Annotated in this window: 21 protein-coding genes; 11 read left to right on the forward strand and 10 right to left on the reverse strand. The window is 71.8% G+C overall.

Features of this window, described 5'->3' with window-relative positions:
- The first annotated feature begins 101 nt into the window (after positions 1–101).
- The 4 genes from ACFYQ6_RS09080 to tpg all read left to right on the forward strand — a co-directional run bounded on the left by ACFYQ6_RS09080 (position 102) and on the right by tpg (position 4,619).
- A complete protein-coding gene (locus tag ACFYQ6_RS09080) occupies positions 102–1,217 on the forward strand; it encodes an AI-2E family transporter (protein WP_361576834.1) in 1,116 nt (371 codons plus the stop codon).
- 192 nt (positions 1,218–1,409) lie between these two features.
- On the forward strand, positions 1,410–1,580 hold the full coding sequence (locus ACFYQ6_RS09085) for a hypothetical protein (RefSeq protein WP_356741308.1): 171 nt from the start codon (positions 1,410–1,412) through the stop codon (positions 1,578–1,580).
- Positions 1,581–1,826: 246 nt separating this feature from the next.
- A complete protein-coding gene (gene tap / locus ACFYQ6_RS09090) occupies positions 1,827–4,058 on the forward strand; it encodes a telomere-associated protein Tap (protein ID WP_388761931.1) in 2,232 nt (743 codons plus the stop codon).
- Between the two features lie 6 nt (positions 4,059–4,064).
- Positions 4,065–4,619, forward strand: coding sequence for a telomere-protecting terminal protein Tpg (tpg, locus tag ACFYQ6_RS09095; protein ID WP_361576841.1), 555 nt, complete (start codon positions 4,065–4,067; stop codon positions 4,617–4,619).
- Between the two features lie 104 nt (positions 4,620–4,723).
- On the opposite strand, the gene ACFYQ6_RS09100 is transcribed toward tpg, so the two are convergent.
- Both ACFYQ6_RS09100 and ACFYQ6_RS09105 read right to left on the reverse strand, forming a co-directional pair.
- Complete coding sequence (locus ACFYQ6_RS09100) at positions 4,724–5,176, reverse strand: pyridoxamine 5'-phosphate oxidase family protein (protein ID WP_361576844.1); 453 nt, start codon at positions 5,174–5,176, stop codon at positions 4,724–4,726.
- Positions 5,177–5,314: 138 nt separating this feature from the next.
- A complete protein-coding gene (locus ACFYQ6_RS09105) occupies positions 5,315–5,704 on the reverse strand; it encodes an AraC family transcriptional regulator (RefSeq protein WP_361576847.1) in 390 nt (129 codons plus the stop codon).
- Positions 5,705–5,991: 287 nt separating this feature from the next.
- Between ACFYQ6_RS09105 and ACFYQ6_RS09110 the strand changes: the two genes are divergently transcribed.
- Positions 5,992–6,441 carry a spore-associated protein gene (locus ACFYQ6_RS09110; protein WP_361576850.1) on the forward strand — a complete coding sequence of 150 codons (450 nt, stop codon included), beginning with the start codon at positions 5,992–5,994 and terminating at the stop codon, positions 6,439–6,441.
- Positions 6,442–6,585: 144 nt separating this feature from the next.
- On the opposite strand, the gene ACFYQ6_RS09115 is transcribed toward ACFYQ6_RS09110, so the two are convergent.
- The 5 genes from ACFYQ6_RS09115 to ACFYQ6_RS09135 form a co-directional block, all read right to left on the reverse strand.
- Positions 6,586–8,145 (reverse strand): DUF4139 domain-containing protein, encoded by a 1,560-nt coding sequence (locus ACFYQ6_RS09115; protein ID WP_388761936.1) that lies wholly within the window; start codon positions 8,143–8,145, stop codon positions 6,586–6,588.
- Positions 8,146–8,153: 8 nt separating this feature from the next.
- The gene (locus tag ACFYQ6_RS09120; protein ID WP_388761939.1) at positions 8,154–10,193 is read right to left on the reverse strand and encodes a DUF4139 domain-containing protein; all 2,040 of its coding nucleotides are present in this window, start codon (positions 10,191–10,193) and stop codon (positions 8,154–8,156) included.
- A gap of 151 nt (positions 10,194–10,344) precedes the next feature.
- Positions 10,345–10,857, reverse strand: coding sequence for a hypothetical protein (locus ACFYQ6_RS09125; RefSeq protein ID WP_388761942.1), 513 nt, complete (start codon positions 10,855–10,857; stop codon positions 10,345–10,347).
- Positions 10,854–11,789, reverse strand: a complete 936-nt coding sequence (locus ACFYQ6_RS09130) for a class I SAM-dependent methyltransferase (protein ID WP_388761945.1) — start codon at positions 11,787–11,789, stop codon at positions 10,854–10,856. The genes ACFYQ6_RS09125 and ACFYQ6_RS09130 overlap by 4 nt, the downstream gene beginning before the upstream one ends.
- A gap of 144 nt (positions 11,790–11,933) precedes the next feature.
- Positions 11,934–12,290, reverse strand: coding sequence for a GYD domain-containing protein (locus ACFYQ6_RS09135; RefSeq protein WP_361576865.1), 357 nt, complete (start codon positions 12,288–12,290; stop codon positions 11,934–11,936).
- A gap of 223 nt (positions 12,291–12,513) precedes the next feature.
- Between ACFYQ6_RS09135 and ACFYQ6_RS09140 the strand changes: the two genes are divergently transcribed.
- Positions 12,514–13,437, forward strand: coding sequence for a hypothetical protein (locus tag ACFYQ6_RS09140; RefSeq protein WP_388761948.1), 924 nt, complete (start codon positions 12,514–12,516; stop codon positions 13,435–13,437).
- Positions 13,438–13,600: 163 nt separating this feature from the next.
- Positions 13,601–14,899: a hypothetical protein gene (locus ACFYQ6_RS09145; RefSeq protein WP_388761951.1), complete on the forward strand. Its 1,299-nt coding sequence runs from the start codon at positions 13,601–13,603 to the stop codon at positions 14,897–14,899.
- Here the strand turns inward: ACFYQ6_RS09145 and ACFYQ6_RS09150 are convergent.
- Entirely contained in the window at positions 14,893–15,459 is a 567-nt protein-coding gene (locus ACFYQ6_RS09150; RefSeq protein WP_361577259.1) for a TetR family transcriptional regulator, read from the reverse strand. The two genes, ACFYQ6_RS09145 and ACFYQ6_RS09150, sit on opposite strands and share 7 nt — an antisense overlap.
- A gap of 347 nt (positions 15,460–15,806) precedes the next feature.
- Here ACFYQ6_RS09150 and ACFYQ6_RS09155 point away from each other — a divergent pair, with 347 nt between their 5' ends.
- Together ACFYQ6_RS09155 and ACFYQ6_RS09160 are read left to right on the forward strand one after the other, a co-directional pair.
- The gene (locus ACFYQ6_RS09155; protein ID WP_388761954.1) at positions 15,807–17,405 is read left to right on the forward strand and encodes a GMC oxidoreductase; all 1,599 of its coding nucleotides are present in this window, start codon (positions 15,807–15,809) and stop codon (positions 17,403–17,405) included.
- Between the two features lie 21 nt (positions 17,406–17,426).
- The gene (locus ACFYQ6_RS09160) at positions 17,427–18,848 is read left to right on the forward strand and encodes a lipase family protein (protein WP_388761957.1); all 1,422 of its coding nucleotides are present in this window, start codon (positions 17,427–17,429) and stop codon (positions 18,846–18,848) included.
- 111 nt (positions 18,849–18,959) lie between these two features.
- On the opposite strand, the gene ACFYQ6_RS09165 is transcribed toward ACFYQ6_RS09160, so the two are convergent.
- Entirely contained in the window at positions 18,960–19,832 is an 873-nt protein-coding gene (locus ACFYQ6_RS09165; protein WP_361576877.1) for an oxygenase MpaB family protein, read from the reverse strand.
- 218 nt (positions 19,833–20,050) lie between these two features.
- Complete coding sequence (locus ACFYQ6_RS09170; RefSeq protein WP_356741332.1) at positions 20,051–20,317, reverse strand: hypothetical protein; 267 nt, start codon at positions 20,315–20,317, stop codon at positions 20,051–20,053.
- A gap of 274 nt (positions 20,318–20,591) precedes the next feature.
- Here ACFYQ6_RS09170 and ACFYQ6_RS09175 point away from each other — a divergent pair, with 274 nt between their 5' ends.
- The gene (locus tag ACFYQ6_RS09175; RefSeq protein ID WP_361576880.1) at positions 20,592–21,578 is read left to right on the forward strand and encodes a hypothetical protein; all 987 of its coding nucleotides are present in this window, start codon (positions 20,592–20,594) and stop codon (positions 21,576–21,578) included.
- 44 nt (positions 21,579–21,622) lie between these two features.
- A complete protein-coding gene (locus ACFYQ6_RS09180; RefSeq protein WP_361576883.1) occupies positions 21,623–23,470 on the forward strand; it encodes an HSP90 family protein in 1,848 nt (615 codons plus the stop codon).
- Position 23,471 lies beyond the last annotated feature (1 nt).

Below are 23,471 nucleotides of genomic sequence, written 5' to 3' on the forward strand. Positions count from 1 at the left end.
GGGACGAAACGCCGGCGGCGCCGGGCGGTCACCACTGCGCGCTGTGCATGCAGGGACAGGGGTGGCCTGAGGGCCGGGCCGTGGCTAATAGGGTGACCCGCATGTCTGTCACGTTGAGTTCCACCAAAACCCGTGCCGCTCTGCGTACTTCGGCACGCGTCTCGGGTGAGTTGATCCTGGTCCTGGTGATGGCCTCGGTGGCCGTGTGGGTCCTGGGCCGCATGTGGTCGATCGTCTGGCCGCTCATAGTCGGCCTTCTGCTCACCACGCTGACCTGGCCCTCCGCGCGCTTCCTCCGCAGACGAGGGTGCCCCCCGGCTCTCGCGGCTTCGGTCGTGACGGTGCTCTTCCTTCTCGTCGCCGCGGGGGTCGTGGCCCTGATCGCCGTACCCGTGGCATCCCAGTCCGGGGAGCTGGCCGACGGTGTGGTGGAAGGCATCCAGAGGCTGCGCGAGTGGGCCTCCGGCCCGCCGCTCAACATCGGCGACGACCAGATCACCGGCGCGTTCGACTCCGCGACCACGCGCATCCAGGACAGCGTCGGCAGCATGGTCACCACTGTCTTCACGGGTGTGAGCACCGTCGTCGACGGTGTGGTCACCGCAGTCCTGGCGGTGTTCCTGATGTTCTTCATGCTCAAGGACGGCACCCGGTTCCTGCCGTGGCTCGGACGTCAGCTGCCCGGACGTCTCGCCACCGATGTCCCGACCGTGGCCGCCCGCGGCTGGGCGACACTGTGCGAGTTCGTACGCTCCCAGGCCTACGTCGGTCTGCTCGACGCCGTCCTCATCGGCATCGGCCTGTGGATCGTGGGCGTTCCGCTGGTGCTTCCTCTGGCGGTCCTGACGTTCGTGTCGGCGTTCGTGCCGATCGTCGGTGCCCTCTTCGCGGGCTTCGTCGCCGTACTCATCGCGCTCGTGTCGAACGGCCTCACCGACGCGCTCATCGTCCTGGCGATCATCCTGGTGGTCCAGCAGCTGGAGGGCAACGTGTTCCAGCCCATGATCCAGAGCCGTGGACTCGGCCTGCATGCTGCTGTGGTGCTCCTGGCGGTGACGTTGGGCGGCAGTCTGGCCGGCATCGTGGGCAGCCTCCTCGCCGTGCCCGTCGCCGCGGTGATCGCGGTGATCTGGAACTACGTGCGCGAGCAGCTCAGCGACCCCGTCCAGGAGCCGGAGAGCCAGACATCACCGAGCGGGGCCGTCGCCGCCTCATGACGCCGGAGCGCTGCCCGGCCCGGGGGAACGGGCCGGGCAGCGCCGCGTCACGCCATTCCTGTCCGCGTGCCTCCGCCGGTGGCAATCAAGCCACCCGCGAAAAGGGCCGGAGCCCCGGACCGGCTGCGCATCCCACAGGTCTGAATCACGGACATGGGGGAACGCGTGTTTCAACAAACAAAGGAGCCGGTCATGTTGGGAATCGCCGCAGCTGTACTGTTCTTCATCGCCTTTCTGATCAACGCCGCCGACATCACGACGAACGATGTCTTCAGCTCGGTGAACGTCATGCTGATCGGACTGGGTCTGCTGGCCCTGCACGTTGCGGGAATCGGCCACGGACGGAGAACCGGTCGACGGTGACCACCCGCCGAGAGGCGGACAGGCGCCTGCCACGGTGAGGACCGGCGGCAGGCGCCTTGGCGTGATGCCCGTCCCAGCGCCAGCCCCGGGCGAGAGGCGCCACCGGACCGGCGACTCCCATGAGTGCCCGGCCGGTGATCCGGGATGCCGAGCACTCCCGCCGCCCCACCTCCCGTGCGTTCCGTGTGCGATCCGTGTGCGGCTCAGGGAGCGATCGACGGTACGGTGGTCGCAGGAGGTGACCCCGTGTCCGCTGAGAACGAGCTGTTCGGAGCAGTCGACGCCCTGTTGGATCAGGTCGCGCAGGACGAGCTGCCCGCCCCCGCCGAGCGTAAGCGGTTGCGTGAGGCGGCAGGGCTGAGCCAGGCACAGATCGCCGGCGCGCTCGACGCACGCCGAGAAGCGGTGGGCAGCTGGGAGAGCGGCAGGACCGAGCCCCGGCCACCGAAGCGCGCGGCATACGCACGACTCCTGGCGGGGCTCGCCGCTCGCTTCCCCGCCCCTGAGCCCGCCTTCACCGCGCCCGCGGACACACGCCGAGGACCGACGGCCCTCGCGCAAGCGTCCCCGTCGCAGGCCGCCCCTGCTGAGGTGTCCCCGCAGCCTGCGGACGTCCCGGTGTCGCCGCCGCCAGCTGCCGTGCCGTCGCCGGTGGCCGACGAGCATTCCCGCCGGGCGGCAAGCACCCCGAGGATTGCGTCCCCGCAGCCTCGCCCGGTCACGGGGCGGACCGCCACGAAGCGGACGGCGACGAAGAGGGTGGCCGCGAAGCCCGCGCAGGCCACCGCCCCCGACCCCCGGTTCGAGAACGGACCGCTCGCCGTTCTCGACGTGGAGGACGGACACGTTCTGGCCCACTGCGTCGGTGGGCTGGTCCTGGACGTGCCCGCCAGATCTCTGCCCGCGCTGGTCGAATGGACCCTGTCGGAGGCGAAGCTCGGGGCTCCCAGGCTGAGCGGCCCGGGCAAGGACCAGGACCCGCTGCTCGTCCTGACCGAGGCCGCCTGCGAGCGCTACGGCCTGCCCACCCGGCTCAGCCAGGAGGAGCGCCTGTCCGGGCGGGTCCCCGACGACCACAGAGCTGTCAGGCAACTGGCCCGCGCCGACTGGAAACTGACGAAGCGAGGCCTCGGGCCGTGGGCCAGGATCTACCGCCCCGCCCAGGGCGGCAAGCGCGCCTGCGTCCAGCTGTGCCTCCCGTCCTGGGGAGCGCTCGACACCCGGCACTGGGGCGACGCGGCCCGGTTGCCGGCTCCCGACATCGCCCGCCTGCTCGGCACGTACGCGTCGCGCGTGATGACCCCCCGCGGTTCCACAGCCGTGACCGGCCTGGAGCTCATGACCGCCCTCCACCCGCCGACCCGGGCGGGGGAGCCGGACGGGGCGGGCAAGCGGCACAGCGAGTACAACCCGGGATCGCTGGGCAGCGAGCCGGTCGACTGCGCGCCGTGCGAGGCCCCCGACGGGCACCCGCTGCTGAGGCACCTGCCCCGGTTCCATCAGCGGGGGCCCGCGGAGATGCTGATGGAAGAGGCGTACGACTGGGCGCGGCCGATGACCGATGACGAGTACGCCCTGCGCCACGTCGTCGGTATCGACGTCAACATGGCATTCGCCGCCGGAGCGAACGGCGCGATCGTCGGTCTGGGCGCGCCGACGCACATCGAGCGCCCCGTGTTCGACCCGAAACTGCCGGGTTCCTGGCTGGTCGACCTCTCGCACATCGAGCTGGACGAACGGCTTCCCTCGCCCTTCACGCCGAGGGGCGACCGGCCGCAGGGGCCGGCCTGGTACGCGACACCCACCGTGGCGTACGCCGTGGAACTCGGCCACACCGTGGCGCCCACCGAGGCCTACGTACGCATGGAGAACGGCCGCTACCTGGACGGCTGGTACAACCGGCTGCGCGACGCCTACGTCTCCACCATGGCCGACCTCGGCGTCGTGGCCGATCTTTCTCCGGAAGAGTTCCTGGCGGCCATGGACGGCTACCGCGAGCGGGATCCGCAGCTGGCCGTCGTGCTGTCGGCCGTGAAGGCCACCGTCAAGGGCGGCATCGGCAAGCTGCGTGAACGGCCGCGCGGTGAGAACTGGAAGCCCGGTGAAGCCTGGAGGGCTCTCTCCCGTCCGACGTGGCGCCCCGACATCCGCGCCACGGTCATCTCCAGGGCACGCGTCAACATGCACCGCAAGATGCTGAAGCACGCGGCCTTCACCGGCAGGTATCCGGTCGCGGTCCTCTCCGACTGTGCCGTGTACGCCGCAGAGGGGCCGAGCCCGCTGGACTTCCTGCCCTACCGGCAGGGCAAACCGCTGCCGGGGGGCTTCCGTCTCGGTGTATCGCCCGGGATGGTCAAGCACGAGGGTTCCCAGACCGTCCTGTGGGCCGAAGGCGTACGGGAGGAGCACGGCCAGGAGCTCAACCTCGCCCGCTACATCAAGGACGGGCATGTCACCGCTGCGGACATGGGGGAGTAGCACGCCATGAGCATGTTCGGAGAGGGCCTCGACCGGGCCGTGGAGCAGGCGTTCACCCGGCCCGTCCCCAAGTCCGCGGGCGCGCAGATGCGTTACCTCGTCAAGCAGTACAAAGGCACCCGTGCCGTCGCCCAGGTGCTGCGTGTGTCCCAGCGTACGGTCGAACGGTATGTGAAGGACCAGATCAAACGTCCCCGCAAGGACCTCGCCCTGCGCCTGGAGAGCGAGGTGAAGAAGCGCTGGCAGCCCCAGATCCGGGCCAGAGCCAAACAGGCCGCGGCCACCAGCACCGGTCTCGTCATCGATACGCGTGCGCGTTTCGGATACACCGCCGCGCCCGGGACCACCGACGACGCCCGGCTGCGGCACCTCACTGTCGCCCTGCCGCCGACGTACGCCGCTCGTCTCTTCGAGGCCAGGGACCGCGGTGAGTCCGACCAGCAGCTCCGGGACATCGCGGCCGAAGGCCTCCAGGAGGTCTACTTCAAGGACGGCGGACGGCGCGCGGCCGGACTGGCCGTCGAATACACGGACCTGGAACACATCGCATTCGACCTGTGAGCGTGCGAAGGCGTCGGGGCCGGCAGTGGGCCATGGAGCGCAATCACGCTCCATGGCCGACGTGAACCCGGTACGCCTTCCGCGATGCCGTCGGCGGCCGGGCGTCAGCCGAGCCAGCGGCCCTCGCGCATGAGATCTCGCCCGTGCAGTTCGTCGGCCTCCCGCCAGGCCTGGATGCGCTGAGGCCGAATCAGGAAGTACTGGTAGGGCTCGGCGAGACCACGCGGATCGAAACCGGTCCTGGCGGCGAACGCGTCGCCCGTTCCGGGATCGAGATCCGCGAGATCCACGGGTTCGGCGATCCCGTCGACGACGACGACGTCACGCGTCGGCCCGAAGCCGAGTCGCACCTGGCCTTGCCCGGAGAGGTTACGGCCGGTGACCGAAGCGCGCGGAGTCGCGACGAGGAACGCGGTCCCGTCCCACCGGTACGAGAGCGGAACGAGGTGAACGCCGCGAGGACCCGAGGTCGCCACCCAGAGATCGATCTCGCTCTCCAGCTTCGCCTGCGTGTCCCGCAGTCTTTCCTTGAACTCTCTGGGTGACACGTCGGTCATTCTTCCTCCTGGTCACATGAACCGCCCTGCGGGAGGGGGTTCGAGGGCTAGGCCGGACGCGGGCCCGCTCCGTCACGACGAAGGCGCTGCCCTGTCACGCCGACGGTGCGGTGCTGTCACGTCCACGGTGCTGTCCGGTCACGTCGACGGTGCGGTCTGTGCCTCGCGGAGCCGGTACTCGCCGGGCGGCACCCCGGTCAACTCGCGGAAACGGGCGTCGAACACGGTCTGCGAGGCGCAGCCGACCGTGCACCAGACCTCGCCGCCACCGACGTCTCCCCGCCGCAGCAGCGCCGTGGCGTGCTCGATACGACGCGCCATCAGATAGGCGTACGGCGAGCGGCCGTACGCGATCCTGAACAACCGGCTGAGGTGACCGGCCGCCATGTTCGCGTCGCGGCCGAGCGCCTCGACGTCCAGAGGCTGCGCGTACTCCCGGTCCATCCGGTCGCGGACGCGCCTCAGTCGCGCGAAGTCCTCCAGACGCTGTGCCTCGATGAGGGCGCGCCTCCACCCTGGATGACACATGAGGTAACTCCTTCGGAGAGGTCCATGTCCGTGACGTTATCCGCGGTCCTGCCGCCGGTGCTTCTCGATTCCTGATCCGTCCGCCCCCGTGTCGTACGTTCGCGCCCCTGGCGCTCCCTGTGCCGTACGAGCGCCTGCCGGAACGTGACCGCCTGGAGGAACGTGACTCAGCCCCTCCCCGGTGAGAGCCCCGTCACATCTGGGCCCGAAGGCGGCACAACCATCGGTACCACTCGCGGGTCACACCAAGTAGGAGCAAACAGCTCTCAGGGACACAAGGGGGATATATGAGAAACACCCGTTCCATCGCAACTGCCGGGGCGCTGGCCGCGCTGGCGCTGGGTGCCACGACCGCGTTCGCCACGACCGCGTCAGCCGCACCCAACGTCACTCCCCAGGGCGTGTGCGGCAGTGGCTACAAGACCGTGAACTCGGTGCCGGTCGGCTCCCTGGGCACCGTCTACCTGACGTACAACTCCTCCAACGGCAAGAACTGCGTCGCGACCATCCGCGCCAACCCGGGCACAGCCAAGTCCATGTCCACGTACATCTACGTCCCCGCCACCGACCAGTGGGCCGACGACTCGGGGAACTTCACGTCGTACGCGGGACCGGCCTACGTCTACGGCAAGGGCTACTGCGTGAGCTGGGGCGGAAGCATCTCCAACATCTACGTGTCGGTGGAGAACTCCAACTGCGCCGCGCTGAAGGAGGTCCGCAGGACCACCGTCCGCTGATCCAGCGGCACCGGTCCTGAGTTCCCGTGCCGCCCGCTGCGGTTCGGCCTCGCCGTCCACGCAGCGGGCGGCCACCGCGAGGCCGTGCGCGCGTGGCAGGCGGTGCGGGAACGCGCAGCCTGCCGGCCGATGAGGGCGTACGCCTCAGAGTCCGGTGACCTTGGCACTCGCCGACAGCTCGTAGACGAGGGTGACCGTACGACGGCTGCCGGGCGGCAGCGTCACGTCCCAGCGGGCGATGCCTTCGGAGTCGACCTCCGCGGGCGGCGGGGAGCAACTCTCCTTCCGCAGCCGGATCTCCACGGCCGAGACCTCGGAGACAGGAAGCCGTTCCCTCAGGGCTACGACGTGGTCACCCTGCTCCTGGGGTGCGGAGAACCGGGAGAGGCTCAGACGGACCGTGCGGGTGATGACGGTCCGCTGGGTGATCCCGGCCGTCTCCCGCGTCTCCTCGGCCCGCCGGACCACTCGATGATCGTCGCTGCTGCCGAAGGCGAGCTCGACGGGTGCGCCGGGAGCGGTGAAATCCATCGTGCCGCGTCCGCAGAAGCCGCTGTCACGGACCAGATCCACGGGACCCGCGAGCAGTGCGTGACCGGACGCGTTGTCGAACCGCACGACCCGGTGCACCAGAGGAGAGAGCTCCGGCGAGCAGGTGTACGTACTGCGTGCGGGTGCCGTGAAGGCGGACAGCGGCACGCGTTGGGCGCGACCGTCGCCGGGCACCGAGACCTGTGAACGGGCCTTCAGCACCCGTGTCTCGCCACCGTCGTCCACCCCCGGCACGCCGAGCGCAGGGGCCGGGCCGAGGGAACCGATCTCCTCCTCGCGCAGTTCCACGTCGACGGTGCGGCGTTCCGCGGCGGAGCGGTCCGTGAGCGTGAGCCGGTCCTCGGGCAGGTGCGGCGGGTCGGCGGCGAGCGCCGAACGGGCGGTCGACAAGGTGAGCCGCACGTCCTGCCAGTCCTCACCCGTGCGCTGCCAGACCATCGCATCGGTCTCCAGGGTCACGGAGTCCCCGTCCAGCACGGCCCGGTAGGCAGGCCGCCACAGCGCACACGGGGTGAGGTGACTCAGGACCAGCCCCACCGGCCCGGCCTCCGCGGAGTCCATGGTCAGCTCGACATGGGCGACGAGCTCGGAGGGCTCCTGCTCGGAGAGGAGCAAGGCCTCTCCGCCCTGCGCGAGTTCCTCGTCGAGCACCGACATTTGGCTCACCACGGTGCGCAGTTCCTCGCCGCACGTGGCGCGTTCGTCGTCGACCCGGTCCAGCTCCGCGGTCCAGCGGGCCCTGTCGGTCCCGCCCGATCCGGCACCCTCGCCGATGTCCCGCAGCAGATCGGCGGCCAGGCGGCCGAGCAGCTCCTGCCGGACCTCCAGCCGTTCGCGCCGCCGCTCCAGGGCGAGCAGCTCGGTCTCCACGGTGAGCATCCGCCGGCGCAGGGCGGAGTCGTCGGTGTGCGGCAGTGGTCCACGTGGTGACCAGCTGCGCGTGATCCGTGCGTCGAGTACGGACGCCGGGTGATCGGCGGTCAGCTCGGCGTGCAGGGTCCGGTCCACGGCCAGCGCGCTGATCGGGCCGAGGCGCAGCCGTTGGACACCGGCAACGAGGTCGAGCACGGCGGCACGCTCGACGTGCGCGCGGTCCTCCAGACAGGTCACGGCGGTGACGGGGAGAGCGATCGGGTCGGGGGCTGTGGTCATGAGGTGTGTCAGCTCCTGCGGTTGCCGCCGACGAGGGCCTTGCCGGCCGGGATACGGATCTCGTAGCCGCCGTCGAGCACGGCGGTGCCGCCGGCGGGCAGGTCCACCCGCCATGCGCGAGTTCCCGGGGCGTGCCGTCCGGCCTCGGCGCCGTCGTCGTCCAGCGGCACCCAGTCGGCCCGTTCCTCGATGCGGACGTCGGCCTCCGAGGTGACGGGCACGCGCTCACGCACCTCGAGAGCGACGGGGACGGCGAGGCGGTTGGCCAACTCCACGTGCACCCGGTGGTCGAGCACCGTGATGTTGTTGCGCAGCCCCGAGGTGGACTCGTTCACATGCGTACGCCGGGTGACCTGAACGCCCTGTGCGGGTCCGAGTCCGACTCGGCGGACGCCTCCGGGGGCGAGGGTGGGCAGAGCCGCGGTCAACAGGAAGTCGTCGTCGACGATGACTTCCACCGGACCGGCCAACAGCGACTGATCGGTGGCGTTGGAAAGGACCAGTGTCGCGTAGACGGTCTGTTCCACGGCGGGTATGCAGAGGTGTTCGGTGTGCGCGCCGACGGGGATCTCGCCGATGGTGACGGTGTGCCAGGTGCCGTCCGACGGGACGTCCGCACGGGCAGCGGTGTCGAAGCGGTGGTCGAAGGAACCGGCCGACTCGCGGGGCCGCACGGCGTGATGGGGCAGGGGCAGCGCGGCGACCGCCTCCGCGCGGCGGCGGTGCTCGGCCGCTACCGGATCGAAGGCCGAGCCGGGGAACAGCCGGCCGCGGCGCCCTGCCTGATCCTCGGGACCGGCGAGGACGAGGGCGGCGTAGTCGAGGTCGCCTCCGCTCGGCCGGGGCGGACCGGCGACCGGTGCCATGGGCGGCGGCGGAGGCGGTGCCGCAGCGCCGGGTGCCGCGGGCGCGAAGGGCGCCGGGGACGAGCCGCCGAAAGCTCCGCCGGCGCCCGTCCGGGCTCGCACCGAGCGCGCGGCGGCTGCGGGCGGGCCGGACTGCGGCGCCGGGCCACTCGGCGCCGGCGGTGCTCCGCCGTACGCCGGGGGAGCGGGCGGTGGCAGGGGCGCGGCACCGATCCCGCCCACCGCCACCGCTGCCGTCGTGACAGGACGGGACCCGGAGGCGTCGTATCCGGTGAACAGGTCGGCGAGACCTGCGGGAGGCTCTCGCCAGCCGGAGGGCTCGGCGGCGGCCTGCCGGCGTCCGATCCTGACCGAGCGGAGACTCGGCAGGTCGGTGCCGCGCCGCAGGTCGGCCGTGGCGAGCGCGACAAAGACGCCGGTCCAGTCCTCGCCGGTGCGCTGGGCGACGGAGGCACGCAGCAGCAGACGGCCGCGGTCCTCGCCCTGGCGGTAGGTCAGACGGTAGGCCGGAACCCAGACGGCGCCCGGCACCCCGTAGTCCAGTTCGAGCTCCACCTCGGCGGCCGCGTCATCCATGGAGGTCGCGTCCAGGATCAGGAGAGCCGAGATCGTGGTGTCGACGGGCGCTGACGGTACGTCGGTGGACGCGCGGGCGAGCCTGTCGGTGGCCACGTCGAGATCGTGCTCCACACGGAGCAGTGTCTCCTCCACCTCGACGAGAGAGGCATGGAGCCCTGCGAGGCGCTCGTCCACGAAAGCCGCAAGTTCCAGCCATGCGTCGACCGGGGCGACGCGGTGCGGATCCTCCCGCTTACGGGCCGGAGGGACCGGCCGCAGCGAGGTCATCTCCTTGATGCGGCCCAGCACATGGTCCTTGCGGGCCCGCGCGGCCGCGTACTCGTCCTTCAGCCGTTCGGCCTCACGGCGCAGCTCGTCGGGCGGGGACGTGCCGGGCATCTCCGCCTCGACCTCCACCCGGGCCTCACTGACACGCGCCCCGGAGGTGCCCAGGACGCGGGCTCGCAGCGAACCCTGGTCCAGCGAACGTGGCAGCCCCGTCACCCGGACTCTGCCGTCAGGCGGCACACTTCCCCGAGCCAGACGGCGGCAGACCGCGCCCTGCTCGTACACCACCACGGAATCGAGGGTCGATCCCCACCGCTGTGCCGCTTCGGCCGTCATGCCCCGCCCCCTGTCCACGCCGAGCGAAGCCTACGCCAGGACCTGCGCCGTACGTCATGGCAGCCGGTGCGGGCCCGCGTGGGAGGGCCCGCCCGCGCGACGGAAGTCCGAGGACCACATCGCGTTCGTGGTCGCGGGGCCGGCCGTACCGCTACTGCACGGTGGAGTACCAGCGCCGGTGCACCGCCGGGCCGACGCAGAGCACGGCGGCGCCCGCGACCACGCCCACCAGCAAGGAGCGCCCGCCTCCGCCGTTGAGGACCGCGCCGGTGCAGGCCGCGGCAACGGCGAGTGGGCGGAGCAGGGTCAGGGGCCCGAGTCCGACCACCATGGCGAGGGTGCCGGCACGGAAGGGGAGCCAGAAGTAGGCGGCGAGCGAGAGCATTACGACGACGGCGTAGCCCGCGAGCGGCAGCAGGTAGCCGATGGCTCCCGCGGTGAGCGCGGCGTAGGTCCGGGCAGGGTCGGGCGTCGCCAGCAGCAGGCACGAGGCCGCCAGCACGGGTGCGAGGAGGGCCACCGCCCCTACGGCCAGCCCCCGGAGGGCGGCGCGGGCGTTGGCCCGCTGTTTGCGTATCCGGGCATCGCGGCCCGCGTAGGCGCGGAAGCCGCTGAACGCCGCGTCGACGAGGCCCAGGAGTGCGAGCAGTGCGGCGGGCCTCATCGGGTTCCCACTGCGAAGTGTTCCGGACCGACCAGGCGCCGTGCGGCACGCCCGAGGGCTCGGCGCAGTGGGGCCTCCAGGTGCGGACGTACCCCCACGACGGGGCGCAACGTGGTGCAGAACGGATTCGCCACGCTACGAGGCTCGTACAGGAGTGCCCGGATGCCTGGTGCCGAGGCCGCCCGCAGCAGCGTCTCGTCGCCGTGCGCGCGGAGGGCGGAGACCACTCCGTCGTGGCGGCCGAGTGGATGGCGCATCCGGGCGCGGTGGAAGACCCAGGCGCCGACGGGGGCGAGACGGTTCGTCGCTATGTCGAAGTGGCAGAAGGCGAGTGCCGGAGAGGCGGCCTGGGCCTGGAAGAACTCCTCCAGGGCCGGACCGCGGAAATGGTGCAGCACGCCGGTCGAGACGTAGACGGTCGCTGCTTCCGGGAGAGCGAACGCGTTCCCGTGCACGAAGCGGCAGTCGAGGCCGTCGGCCCGGGCGAGCCGGTCCGCTTCGCCGACCAGCGCGGCGTCGAGGTCGACTCCGACCAGTTCGACGTCCTTCCCGAGCGCTTCGGTGGCGGCGAGCCGGCGGACCAGGTAGCCCAGGCCGCATCCGACATCGACGAGCCGGTACGGCCCGGCCTGTCCGGTGGTGGCCCGGATCGCGGTGAAGAGCGGACCGAGTACGTGGACCAGGCGTTCGCCCATCCGGAGTTCCTCGCTCAGGCGCTGGAGCTCGGTGTGCACGAGGACGAGCAAGCGGTCCACCGCGTCGGGGTCCAGCACGCCGTCCTCGTCCGTGGGCAGGCGGGCGACGATCCGGGCCGCGCGTTCGTCGCCTGTCGCGCGCAGCTGCCGGATCACCTCGGAGCGCCGGACAGGGAGCCGGTGGCCGGTGTGCGGGTCCACCGCCGTGATGAGGTCGGAAATCTCGAGCTGAAGCACGTCAGAACCCTACGGCCCCCCGAGCCCACCCCCATGACCTGGCCGGACAGCGCCGGACGCGAGGACTCCGGGAGCGGGTGCGTGACCCGGCGGTCAGCCACCGCCGGCCCGCAGGAGGCCCTGCCCGCGAGACGCCCATCGCGTCTACCCGGCGGCTTCCGTGCCTCGCTCGCGCCGGAGGCCAGGAGCGCGGTACCGGACTTCCCCGGCTCCGCGCAGGGCTTCCATCGTCTCGTCGACGGTCAGGAGGACCGTCGTCTCGAACGAGCTGAGCGCGCCGCCCCCACTGATCGCCAGCGCCACCGAGGCCATGGACACGTTGTCCGGTGCCTCCCACAGGTTGTAGCCGTCGTGCGTGCCGAAGGCGTACCAGAAGCCGTGGAGCTTCCCACCGACGGACTCGATGTACGACCGAGCGGCCTCCGCACGGTCCTCGGGGTGGCCGATCAGCCTCGCCCACGTCTCCGGTGTGTAGCTGAACCTCGACAGATACAGCGGCATCGTTTCTCTCCTTCGTTTGGTCGAGGAGTGCCCACGTCGGGCGGGGGAGGCCTCCGGATCGGCGGCGCTTCCCCCGAACAGCTCGCCATGACGACCGGCACGGCCCCGGCGAGGGAGGCCCTTGACCGGCTTGCCGGTCGCCCGGGCCCCTCGTGTCCGCCAAGTCCCCGGCTGAGTACGCGAACTCATGTGCGGGAGAGTGCCGGCTGAGAGACTCCGCGCCATGACGAGCGGCAGACGGGCCGGGACGGCCCTGCACCTCTTCCTGGTCTGGGCGACGATGTCGGCCGCCGTGCCGGTGCTCGGCTTCGGCTTGCTGGCGGCGGCGTGGGGCGGTGGGGCCGGCCTGGCCGCCCCGCTCCTCCTGCTGGGCGTGCCGCTGACGGTGGGTCTGCTGGCCACGGCGGGCGTACCGGTACGGACCGTCGTCCCGCTGTGCGCCTCCGCGCGTCAGCGGATCGGCTGGGCGGTACTGGTCTTCGCCCTCGGCACCGCCGGCGTTCTGGCAGGCGTGGCGGCCTACGGCGGGGATGTGGACCTGGGCAGCGCCGGCGCGCGGGTCGCGCTGACGGGGGTGCCGTACGCGGTGGCCGCGGCGTTCTTCGTACCGGGCCGGTGGGTACGGCTCGGGGCGGTGGCCACGCTGGCGGCAGGGGTGGCCTACGGGGGGTTCCTCGGCCCGGCGCAGGCGCGACAGCGCCAGCACGAGGCGGAGGTCGCGCGGTACCGGGAGCACGCGAAGCTGCTGTACATCGGCCCCGCTCCGTCCGGCATGCAGGTCACCCGTGCCGTGGCCGGGCCCGCCTCCTTCAGCGTCGAATACCGTTCCGCCCGGCAGGACGAGTTCGCGCTCGTGGGCCTCACCGTGCGCTCGCTGCTCATGCCCACTGCCACGTGTTCCGACCTCGTGGAGAAAGACGTCACCTGCCGGGTGGACGCGCACGGCGAGAGGCGCACGGTCCGCGACCTGCCCGGCGGCGGCCACGGCATCACCCTCACCCGCCGCCACCCCGACGCGGAGTTCGAGGTCACCAGCCAGACTCTCGACGAAGCCGGGCTACGGCGTCTCCTGAACAGTGTGCATCCGCTCTCCGATGCCGAGCTGGAGGAACTGATGAGGGAACAGAAGATCGACCGCCAATTCTGAGCTGCTCCGCCCCCGCAGGGCTCGAAGCCGCCCGGTCCGTGCCGTGCGCGTCTGTCCGCGCCCGCAGGGGCAGGCCCTGTCCTGCACACGTTGCCCCTCCCGCCACCCCGCCCGGCGCACTACGCTGCAGCGGCAGCGGCAGCGCGACTAGGGCACGGGGGCCATGGACACAGGTACGCATTCCGCTGCGGGGGCGAGCAGCGCGCCGGAGGATGACCCTGCCCTGATCGGTGCGATCCGTGCCGACGACCCCGGCCTGGTGAAGAGGCTGCTCCTGGAGGGGGCGGACCCCGCCGTGCGCGACACCCACGGGACGCCCGCGTTCTGCCTGGCGGTCGGGATGCGCTCCGGGACCGTCGCCCAGCTGCTGCTCACGTACGGCGCGGATCCCGGCCGGTGCGAAGGGCCCCCGCTCCCGCTGCGCGAGGCGGTCGATTCGGGATCGCCCGCGCTGCTGGAGGCGCTCCTGGACGACGGGGGCAGGGACCGGTACCCCGTATCCGAGATGGCGGAGGCAACGGACCTCGCCCGCCACTGGCACGAGACAGGCGTCGAGAGGGAACTGCGCCGCCGTACCGGATCCCAGGGTGCTGTGGCCCGTGTCCGGGTGCAGGACGACGAGTTCACCTGCGTCGACGCCTACTCGCTCGGTGGGGTGACCGTGCGGGACGGCCATGCGGCGATCCTCACACGCCTGGAGGAGCTGCTCGGCGTCCATGCCCCCTTCGGGGAACTGATGGGCCGTGCGTTGAGCCGCCCTGAACAGGACCACAGCGTATGGGCGAGCGCGACCATCCTGCTCGGCAACCGGGGAGACCAGGAGACCTGGGCCCCTGCCGCGGCTCTGCGCACACACCCGGACCCGGTCCACCGGTTGTTCGGTGCCGAGGTGATGCGGCTGACCCATCTGTTCGACGCCGGCGACGAGGATGCGTTCGCCGGCCCGGTCCTCGACATGTTCGTCGACTGGTCGGCCGAAGAGACGGACTCGGCCGTGCTCGGCGAGATTCTCGTCGGCATCGGAGAACACGCGGGCACCCGCGCGACCGAGGCGCTCCTTCCCCATGCCGGCCACCACGACGAGCGTGTACGGCGTGCGGTGGCGCACGGCTTCAGCGCGTGGCCCTCACCACCCGTCTTCTCCGCTGCTGTTCGTCAGGTGCTGCTGGAGCTGATGCGCGACCCGGCCCCCTCGGTGCGGTGGTACGCCTGCCTCACGGTGGCCGACGGCCGTGACCGGGAACCCGCCCTCGCCGACGCCATGGCCGCTCTGCTCGACGACGCGGACCGCAGGGTCCGGTTGTCCGCGGTCTACGGGCTCGCCCGTCACGACGACGGACGATGTGTCGAGGCCGCACGCCGACTCGGCCCGCACCGGGCGGGTCACGCGGACGAGGAGCGCTACCTCGACGAGGTACGGCTCCACGAGTGGCGTCGGCGCGAGGCCGAGGGAGTTCAGTAGGGGAGGCCCTCCGACGCCGCGTGGAGGGCGGCCAGCAGACACGTGGCGATCTCGTTGTCCGACGCCTCGGGGTCGTCCGCGTACCGACGGGCGAATTCCTCGGCCGCCGCCCGCAGCGCCCCGTTCACGGTGGCCGCGTGCACCTTGATTCTCAGCTCGTCGGCGCTGCCGCCGGATCGCCGGGCGAGGAGTTCCGCGAGGACGGGCAGGGCGTCGTCATGGGCCTGGAGCCAGACGGCGCGCAGCGCCGGGTCGGTGGACGTCATGCGGATCAGATCGAGGATGGCGGGCGCCGTGGCGGGCAGTTCACCGCCCCGGCAGGACTCGGTGACGTAGTCCAGCAGGCTTGTGTCCGCCGGCCAGTTGCCGAGTCGCTCCACGGCGAACTCGAGCCCTGCCGCGAGCAACGGCAGTACGCAGCTCTCCTTCGACGGGAAGTGGCGCCAGAGGGTGCGGGCCGAGATACCGACGGCCTGGGCGATCTGTTCGCCCGTCGTACCGGTGACACCCTGTGCGGCGAAGAGCCGCACGGCCTCGCCCGCGATCTCGAGGCGCAGCATCGCCTTGCGACGCTGCGTGAGCGACGGCTTGGTGCCGGCTTCCGCCGTCGGCCCGCGTTCCGCAGCTAGCGCCTCGCCCACCCTCGCCCCGCTCTCGTCCGCTGTCCCCGCAGCATAGCGAGCCCTTTAGAAATGACGCATGCAGACATCTTGTCACTGACTGACACGCGGACCTACGCTGCCGTAAGTGACCAGCGAGTAACTCTGCTGCTTCGCGCGGCATTCGGCGTGCGACGGCAGGAGGAGGCAGGTCCGGGGGCCATCGGCCGGCCTCAGGCCGGATCCGCCTGCGCAGCCCGGACAGCCACCACGACGGACGGCATCCCACCCCCCTCAAGGAGCCGCTCATGCCCACCCCCAGCAGGCGCGCCGTGCTCACCGGCGCCGCAGGAATCGCAGCCGCCGGCGCGCTCCCCGCGCCGACCGCCTCCGCCGGACCCGCCCGGATCGCCCTGGTCCGGGAGGAACACCGGGCCGTCGTCATCGGATCGGGCTTCGGAGGCGGTGTCGCCGCGCTGAGGCTGGCGCAGGCGGGCGTACCGGTGACGGTGCTGGAACGTGGCCGCCGATGGCCCACAGGACCGAACGCCGAGACATTCCCCCGTGTGTCCGGCCTCGACAAGCGGATGCTCTGGTACGGGACCCTCCCGTCGGCTGTCAGGCCCCTCGCGCAACTGATCGGCACCCCGCTGGACTTCGCCCCCTACACGGGTCTCCTGGAGCCGGTGCTCGGGAAGAACATCCTGGGCGTCTGCGCGGCCGGGGTCGGCGGCGGATCGCTCGTCTACCAGGGCATGACCCTGCAGCCCTCGGCGGCGGTCTTCGACACCTGGCTGCCCCAGGAGCTCGACTACCTGCGCATGAACGAGATCCACTACCCCCGGGTCGCCCGCATGCTCCAGCTCGCCACGGCTCCGGACGAACTGATCGGCACCGCCCACTACCGCGCGGCACGGGTCTTCGCCGAACGCGTGCGCAGGGCCGGCTACGGCCTGGAGAAGATCCCCATGCCGATCGACTGGGACTACGCCCTGGCCGAGTTGCGTGGAGAGATGAAGCCGTCCTACACGAACGGGGACTGCGCCCTGGGCGTGAACAACGGTGGCAAGCACTCCGTGGACGTGACCTACCTCAGGCAGGCGGAAGCGACCGGGAAGGTCACCCTCGCGACCCACCACAACGTCACCGGTGTCGCCCGGGCGGCGGACGGGCGCTGGGAGGTGCACGTCGACCGTACCGACGACTCGGGGCGCGTGCTGGAACAGAAAATCCTCTCGACCCGCGCCCTGATCATGGCGGCCGGAAGTATCAACACCAGCAAGCTTCTCGTCCGGGCGGGAGCCACCGGCGCCGTCCCCGACCTGCCCGACGGCCTCGGAGAGGGGTGGGGAACGAACGGCGACCGCATCTACGCGTGGACGAATCTGCAGGAGGACTTCGGGGCCGAGCAGGGCGGACCCGTCGTCTACGGCAGCAAGGCGTGGGACGACCCCGGAACGGCGAACACGATCATCCAGGCGTCACTCCCGCCGCTGGGCCTCGACACGCGCACGACCATGCTCGTCGGATTCGGGGTGAGCCCCGACCGCGGCCGCTTCCGCTACGACGCCGCCACCGACTCCGTCTCGCTGCACTGGCCCGCCGGCGGGGACGCCGCCAGCCACCGGAACATCCAGCGGCGCATCGCGAAGGTGTCCAAGGGGATCGGCGTCCTCACGGACACGAACGCCCTGGTCAACAGCACCTGGCACCCCCTGGGCGGTGCGCCGATGGGCACGGTCTGCGACCTGGAGGGCCGCGTCCGCGGGCAACGCGGCCTGTACGTCCTCGACGGCGCTCTGATCCCCGGCACGACCGGCGCCTGCAACCCATCGATGACCATCGCCGCCGTCGCCGAACGGGCGATGGACGCGATCACAGCCCACGACATCGAAACGATCATCTGAATGACGGACGAGGAGCACATCATGAGCCGCAGGAGAACCACTTCCAGTCCCGGTCTCCCCGCCTCCGCGGGCCGGAGCACGACGCGCCCGGCCGAGGTGCCGGGCCGTCGCGACGCCCGTCTCGGCCGGCGAGTGCTCGCCGGCGTCGTCGCCGGCACCGTGTGCGCCTGCCTGCCGGCGCTTCCGGCCTCCGCGGCGACGCCGGAACCGGTCGTCTCCCGTGGGGTCACCATTCCCGCGTTCTACACGCCGCCGACCGAACTGCCGGTCACGAACGGAGCGTTGGTCCGCACCGAGGCCCTGCCGCTCGGGCTGAGCATCCCCGGGCTGGACGGCCGTCCGATGCCGGGCACCGCGACCCGGCTGATGTACAGGTCGACCGACTCGGCCGGACAGCCGGTGGCCGTGACCGGCGCCTACATCGAGCCGTCGGCCGCCTGGAAGGGCCCCGGGCCGCGCCCACTGGTCGCGCTGGCCTCGGGCACCATGGGCCAGGGCGACCAGTGCGCGCCCTCCTTCGCCCTGCAGAACCCTCTGACCCTCAACGGCGACACCGTGTCAGTGGGCTACGAAGCCCTGGCGATATACCGGCTCCTGGCCACCGGCGCCGCGGTCGTCGTCACCGACTACGTCGGCCTCGGGACCACCGACAGACTGCACACCTACGTCAACCGAGTCGACCAGGCACACGCGCTCCTGGACGCGGCCCGCGCCGCACGCTCGGTCCCCGGTGCCTCGGTCACCGCGGCGTCCAGAACCGGCCTGTACGGCTACAGCCAGGGCGGCGGAGCCAGCGCCGCCGCCGCCGAACTCCAGCCCTCGTACGCACCCGACGTCCCGCTCGCCGGGACCTACGCGGGCGCACCCCCGGCGGATCTCACCTCCGTCATGAAGGGCATCGACGGCAGCGCCCTCGCCGGTGCTCTGGCCTGGTCGATCAGCGGATTCGCGCAGGCCGACCCCGACCTGCGCGCGGTGGTCGACGCGAACATCAACGCCGCCGGCAAGGCCGCTCTGGCAGACGCGTCGACGATGTGCGTCGGCGACGCGCTCTTCGGCTACGGATTCACCAAGAGCAGCAAATGGACCACCAGCGGAAAGACCATGGGCGAGATCATCGCGGCCGACAGCCGCGCCAAGGCCGCCCTGGACAAGCAGCGCATCGGCGCGCTCAAGCCCGCCGGCCCGGTGCGCCTGGCCACCGGGGTCCAGGACGACATCGTCCCCCACGCGCAGGCCCGTCAGCTGGCCGTCGACTGGTGCCGTAAGGGGGCCCAGGTCACCTACGACGCCATCAACCTGCCGAACCTCGGGGACAAGATCCTCACCAACCACCTGGTCCCGCTCATCACCGACCAGGGCGACGCCGTCTCCTGGCTCACCGACCGTCTCTCGGGCAAGGCGGCCACCTCCAACTGCTGGTCGATGCCGATCCAGCCCTGACCCGGGGCCCCAGCGCGAACGCCTCGCCCACCGGAGCCACGACCGGTGGGCGAGGCGACGAGCCCGACGTTCCCGACCCCGTGGGGCCGGGCGGCCGGCGCGCACCGGTGATCACGCCGTAGGGCGCGACGGAGCCATGGCCCAGCGAATCGCGGAGGTCAGGGCACGACCGGTCGGTCGCACACAGGCCTCGGCGACGCCGGACAGCGCGGGCAGGTCCAGCGCCGTACGGGCCCAGCGGGGGAGCGCGGCGACCGAGTTCGCCGCGAGGACCGCGTAGGGCGCGCGTGCGGCCCAGGGGAGGGGCGGGTGCAACAGGATGAAGCGTGCCGCCTCGCGTGCCTCCGGCGTCGGGCGGAGTTCACCGCGGTAGGCCCCGAGGCGGGCGGCGAGTTCCTTCCGGTCGCGCGGGGGGTCGATGACACCGAGCGCTTCCGCGACCCGTGCCGCGTCGGCGATGTACCCGTCGTACCCGGCGGCGTCGAGCGGCCGGGACCCGTAACGCCGGTGGGCGAGCAGGAAACTCTCGACCTCGGCCACGTGCACCCAGCCGAGGAGGTGCGGGTCGGCGGCGTGGTAGACCTCGCCCGCCGAGGTCGTCCCACGCACCTGACTGTGTACGGCCCGCACCCGGTCCACCGCCTGCTGTGCGTCGTCCGCCGTCCCGTACGTGGTCACGGCGAGGAAGGTGCTGGTGCGCTGGAGCCGCCCCCAGGGATCGCCGCGATAGCCGGAATGGGCCTCGACCGCGGCCATGGCCAGCGGGTGCAAGGACTGCAGCAGGAGAGCGCGTAGCCCGCCGATGAACATGGACGCGTCGCCGTGGACGGTTCGGATGGGCCGTTCGGGACCGAACCAGCGCGGGCCGGGCGTTTCGTGGATGCGGGCGCGGTTCTCCGGTCCTGCGGGACCGGCGACCCGGGAGAAGACGGCGCTGCCGAGCCGCTCCCGCAGACCCGGGACGGCATGCGTGGACGAGGCCATGAACCCAGTATGCGCGCGGGCCGCCCGGCGGGCGACGCCCTTCACACGATCAGGAGCCCTGCCCACGGCCGGGGGTCCTTCCCGCGGACAAGGGCCCTTCCAGCCCGCGGAGGCGTGCCGGTCGGCCCGGAAGGCCGTGAGCGTCGCGCGGCGATGACCGGCCCGGCCGCCCGCGACTGCCGGCCCTTGCGGGAGCGTTCGCGGGCGGGGACCAGGGGTCACCCCGTGGACTCGTCCGGGGTGGGGTGCTCCGGGTGGACGCCGGCATTGCGGGCGGCGCTGCGGCCCGAGCCGGCCTCGTCGGGGTCCGCCTCTTCGGTCTCGGAGGCGGGCCGCGCCTCGGGGCGTTCGGAACCCGGCGGGAGGATCACGTCGAGGGCGTCCTCCCCCTCCTGTGCCTGCTGATCGGGCATGTCGGCGGGTATGGGCGGCGGGCTGCCGGTCGCCCCGGTGTAGGCGGTGCCCGGAGGCCTGCGGTCGGTCATGTCGATGCTCCCGTCTGTGAGCGTCCCGTTGTGGGCGAGCCGTTGTCGCACGTCGCGTACCCGATGCGTCCTGGACGACGCATGTCCGCACCCGCGTTTCCCGTCAGGGATCCATGAGATCGGCCAGGCGTCGCGGCCGGGCGCGGTGCAACAGGGGGCGGCCGGCGGTGAGGCGCGGGCTCGTGAAGCCCCCGTGAATACCCTGTGGACGTGATGTCGGTGGCGCCACTTATGCTGCACCGGATGATCACGCAGGTCCAGGGGAGGGCGCGGCATGTTCGGCAAGCTGTTCGACAGGGGCGGGGACAGACCGGCGGCGGATCCGCACGCCCTTCCCGTCCCACGCAGGCAGAAGAACGGGATGTACACGCTGCGCGCCCTCGGCGACGCACGGGTGCTCGCAGTCACGGAGGCGGCCGGAGCCGGTGACTGGGAGGCGGTCAAGCAGGCGCTGAGCCCTTTCGACCTCGGCCGCGATCACGACGTGCTGGGCGAGCTCGCCGACTGCGACGGTCTGCAGGACTGGATCGGCCGGGCCGTCGAGGACGACAAGGAGCACCGGGCGACCGCCCTGCTGATATCCGGGGCCCGTCACATCGCCTGGGGCTGGGAGGCCCGCAGTTCCGCGCGTGCCGTCCACGTGACCCAGGAGCAGTGGAAGATCTTCCACGAGCGGCTCCACATCGCCGAGGAGCAGCTGTTCCAGGCCGCCGAGCTGCGGCCGGAATGGGTCACGCCGTGGCGCCGTCTCCTCACTTCCGGCCGTGGCATGTCGCTGGGGTCCGCGATCAACGAGACCCGGCTCGACGCCGCTCTGCGCCGCGAACCGCTGGACCTGGACACACACGTCGAGTGGGTCTCGCAGTTGCAGCCCCGCTGGGGCGGCGAGGAGGGCCAGGCCCTGGCTTTCGCCCGTGACGCGCTCGCCCGTACGCCCCGGGGACACCGTCTCGGCTGCGTGATCGCCATGGCACACATCGAGGAGTGGGTGGAGTCCGAGCGTGAAGGCTGCCTCGAAACACCCGAGATCCGGGCCGAGTTGCGGGACGCGGCCGACCACAGCATTCTCCACCCCGACTACGTGCGGCGCCCGGGCTGGCAGAACGACTTCAACATGTTCGCCATGGCCCTGTCGCTGGCCGGCGAACGTCACACGGCCCGGCGCGTCTTCAAGACGCTCGACGGTGCCTACACCACCTGGCCCTGGACCTACTTCGCGGAGCCCGAGGAGCAGTTCGCCCGCCGCAACCGCCGCGCCTGAGCCCACGCCGCCCGCCCGTCGCCCCTCCCCTCAGGGACTGCCCGATGACTCTGCCTGAAACCGCCTCGCACCCGGCCGGCGCAGACCACACCTTCCAGGTGGACCTGCGCGGCCTCGTCGACCTCCTCTCCCACCACCTCTACTCCAGCCCTCGCGTCTACCTGCGCGAACTGCTGCAGAACGCCGTGGACGCGCTCACCGCCCGGCACGGCCTCGAACCGACCGCCCCCGCGGGCGCCTACGGAATCCGTCTGTACGCGGACGGTTCGCTGGTGCGTCTGGAGGACGACGGTGTCGGCCTCACCGAAGCCGACGTACACACCTTCCTCGCCACGATCGGCCGCAGCAGCAAGCGCGCCGAGCGGATCGCCGAGCAACGGGGCGACTTCATCGGGCAGTTCGGGATCGGTCTGCTGTCCTGCTTCCTCGTCGCGGACGAGATCCACGTCGTGAGCCGCTCCGCCCGCACCCCCGACGCGGATGCGGTCGAGTGGCGCGGACGCGGCGACGGCAGCTACACCATCCGCACCCTGCCGCCCTCCGCCCGGCCCCGGCCCGGCACCACCGTCACGCTGACGCCGCGCACCGACGCGGGGGAGTGGACCCGGCCCGAGCAGGTCCACGCGCTGGCCCGGCACTTCGGCTCCCTGCTGCGCCACCCGGTGACCTTCGACGACGGCAGAGGCGCTCCGGGCGTACCGGTCAATCCCGAGCCCGCGCCCTGGGCCCGCACCTACCCCACGCCGGGTTCGCGCGCGCGTGCGCTGGCGGCGTACGGCGAGGAGGTCTTCGGCTTCACCCCGCTGGACACCATCGATCTGGACCTCCCCGCCGTGGGCCTGAAGGGCATCGCCTGCGTGCTGCCCGAGGCGGTACCGGCCGGACGCCGTCACGGCCACCGCGTGCACGTCAAAGGCATGCTGCTGTCCGAGCAGGCCGAGGAGATCCTCCCCGAATGGGCGTTCTTCGTCCGCTGCGTCGTGGACGCCGAGAGCCTCCGCCCGACGGCCTCCCGTGAGTCCCTGTACGAGGACGACACCCTCGCCGCCGTCCGTGACGCCCTCGCCGACCGGCTCCGCGCGTGGATCGCCCGGGCGGCGGCCAGCGACCCCGACCTGCTCGCCCGCTTCCTGCAGGTCCACCACCTCGCCGTGAAGTCGCTGGCCGTGCACGACGACGAGATCCTGCGGATGCTGCTGCCGTGGCTCCCCTTCGAGACCACCGACGGGCACAGCACCCTCGACCAGTTCGCGCGCGCCCATCGCACCGTGCTGGTGACCTCGAGTGTGGAGGAGTTCCGGCAGGTCGCGGCGATCGCCTCGGCCGCGGGGCTCGGTGTCGTCAACGGCGGCTACACCTACGACCGTGAACTGGTGCACCGGCTGCCCGAGGCAATGCCCGAGGTCGCCGTCGCCGACCTCGACCCGGCGACCCTCACCGCCCATCTCGACCCGGTCGACCGCGAGACCGAACTGGCCGCCGCACCGTACCTCGCGCTGGCCCGTGACGCCCTCGCCGTCTTCGACTGCGACGTCGCGCTGCGAACCTTCCAGCCCGCGTCCGCCCCCGCGCTCCTCATCGACAGTCGCGAGGCCAGGCACGAGCGCACCCGCTCCCAGCTGGCCCGTGAGCAGGAGGGCGGCCTGTGGGGCGACATCCTGGGAGCCCTGCGGCAGGAGGCCCCGCGTGCGCAGCTCATCCTCAACCAGCTCAATCCGCTGGTGCGCACCGCTGTCGCCATCGCCGAGCCCGAACTGGCCCGTACCAGTGCCGAAGCCCTCTACGGACAGGCCGCGCTGCTGTCCCGGCGTCCGCTCAGGCCGGCCGAATCGAGCCTGATCAACCGCTCCTTCCTCGACCTTCTCGCCCACGCTCTGCGCAAGGACAGCTGAC

Origin of the sequence: Streptomyces sp. NPDC005494 (assembly GCF_042872025.1) — a bacterium.
In the GTDB taxonomy this organism is placed as follows: domain Bacteria; phylum Actinomycetota; class Actinomycetes; order Streptomycetales; family Streptomycetaceae; genus Streptomyces.

What these genes read in the sequence shown, in the direction of transcription:
- ACFYQ6_RS09145 (WP_388761951.1), top strand. Translation starts at nt 13,601, where the DNA reads ATGGACACAGGTACGCATTCCGCTGCGGGGGCGAGCAGCGCGCCGGAG.
- ACFYQ6_RS09155 (WP_388761954.1), top strand. Translation starts at nt 15,807, where the DNA reads ATGCCCACCCCCAGCAGGCGCGCCGTGCTCACCGGCGCCGCAGGAATC.
- ACFYQ6_RS09085 (WP_356741308.1), top strand. Translation starts at nt 1,410, where the DNA reads ATGTTGGGAATCGCCGCAGCTGTACTGTTCTTCATCGCCTTTCTGATC.
- ACFYQ6_RS09180 (WP_361576883.1), top strand. Translation starts at nt 21,623, where the DNA reads ATGACTCTGCCTGAAACCGCCTCGCACCCGGCCGGCGCAGACCACACC.
- ACFYQ6_RS09115 (WP_388761936.1), bottom strand. Translation starts at nt 8,145, where the DNA reads ATGACCACAGCCCCCGACCCGATCGCTCTCCCCGTCACCGCCGTGACC.
- ACFYQ6_RS09175 (WP_361576880.1), top strand. Translation starts at nt 20,592, where the DNA reads ATGTTCGGCAAGCTGTTCGACAGGGGCGGGGACAGACCGGCGGCGGAT.
- ACFYQ6_RS09170 (WP_356741332.1), bottom strand. Translation starts at nt 20,317, where the DNA reads ATGACCGACCGCAGGCCTCCGGGCACCGCCTACACCGGGGCGACCGGC.
- ACFYQ6_RS09100 (WP_361576844.1), bottom strand. Translation starts at nt 5,176, where the DNA reads ATGACCGACGTGTCACCCAGAGAGTTCAAGGAAAGACTGCGGGACACG.
- ACFYQ6_RS09110 (WP_361576850.1), top strand. Translation starts at nt 5,992, where the DNA reads ATGAGAAACACCCGTTCCATCGCAACTGCCGGGGCGCTGGCCGCGCTG.
- ACFYQ6_RS09120 (WP_388761939.1), bottom strand. Translation starts at nt 10,193, where the DNA reads ATGACGGCCGAAGCGGCACAGCGGTGGGGATCGACCCTCGATTCCGTG.
- ACFYQ6_RS09135 (WP_361576865.1), bottom strand. Translation starts at nt 12,290, where the DNA reads ATGCCGCTGTATCTGTCGAGGTTCAGCTACACACCGGAGACGTGGGCG.
- ACFYQ6_RS09080 (WP_361576834.1), top strand. Translation starts at nt 102, where the DNA reads ATGTCTGTCACGTTGAGTTCCACCAAAACCCGTGCCGCTCTGCGTACT.
- ACFYQ6_RS09105 (WP_361576847.1), bottom strand. Translation starts at nt 5,704, where the DNA reads ATGTGTCATCCAGGGTGGAGGCGCGCCCTCATCGAGGCACAGCGTCTG.
- ACFYQ6_RS09165 (WP_361576877.1), bottom strand. Translation starts at nt 19,832, where the DNA reads ATGGCCTCGTCCACGCATGCCGTCCCGGGTCTGCGGGAGCGGCTCGGC.
- tpg (WP_361576841.1), top strand. Translation starts at nt 4,065, where the DNA reads ATGAGCATGTTCGGAGAGGGCCTCGACCGGGCCGTGGAGCAGGCGTTC.
- ACFYQ6_RS09160 (WP_388761957.1), top strand. Translation starts at nt 17,427, where the DNA reads ATGAGCCGCAGGAGAACCACTTCCAGTCCCGGTCTCCCCGCCTCCGCG.
- ACFYQ6_RS09125 (WP_388761942.1), bottom strand. Translation starts at nt 10,857, where the DNA reads ATGAGGCCCGCCGCACTGCTCGCACTCCTGGGCCTCGTCGACGCGGCG.
- ACFYQ6_RS09150 (WP_361577259.1), bottom strand. Translation starts at nt 15,459, where the DNA reads ATGCTGCGCCTCGAGATCGCGGGCGAGGCCGTGCGGCTCTTCGCCGCA.
- ACFYQ6_RS09140 (WP_388761948.1), top strand. Translation starts at nt 12,514, where the DNA reads ATGACGAGCGGCAGACGGGCCGGGACGGCCCTGCACCTCTTCCTGGTC.